The organism is Rhizobacter sp. P2_H2 (assembly GCF_056403375.1).
In genome coordinates, this window is record NZ_JBFUFP010001869.1 from 1 (window position 1) to 504 (window position 504).

Consider the following 504-nt stretch of genomic DNA (forward strand, 5'->3'; position numbering starts at 1 on the left):
CTGTTTGACCACAGTGAGCGAAGCGAACGGAGGGAGTTTGGGCGACGGGCCATGAAACCAGTCAGCGGAGGGAAGTCATCGCCCCGCCAGGGGCGATGACCGCACCGGCCGGCGAGCCACAGCCTCCCCCCACGCGCCTTTGCAAGCACAGAACTACGCAAGAACCTGCTGATTCAACCTCCCCGCCTCGATGTGCAGCTGCCTGTCACACCGCGCCGCGATGCTGCGGTCATGCGTGACGAGCACCAGCGTCGTGCCCGATTCGCGGTTCAGCTCGAACATCAGCTCCATCACCTTCTCGCCGGTCGCGAAATCGAGGCTGCCGGTGGGCTCGTCGGCCAGCAGCACCGCCGGCTTCACGACGAAGGCGCGCGCCAGCGCCACGCGCTGCTGCTCGCCGCCCGACAGCACCTTCGGGTAGTGCGACAGCCGCTCACCCAGCCCGACACGGCGCAGCATCTCGGTGGCCAGGGCCCGCGCATCGCTGCGGCCCTGCAGCTCCAG

General features: G+C 68.3%; 1 protein-coding gene. It reads right to left on the reverse strand.

Annotated elements, in window-relative coordinates:
* Window positions 1–153: 153 nt before the first annotated feature.
* Window positions 154–504, reverse strand: a 351-nt coding sequence (locus AC1D15_RS36685) for an ABC transporter ATP-binding protein (RefSeq protein WP_477829965.1), incomplete at its 5' end; no start/stop codon positions are given.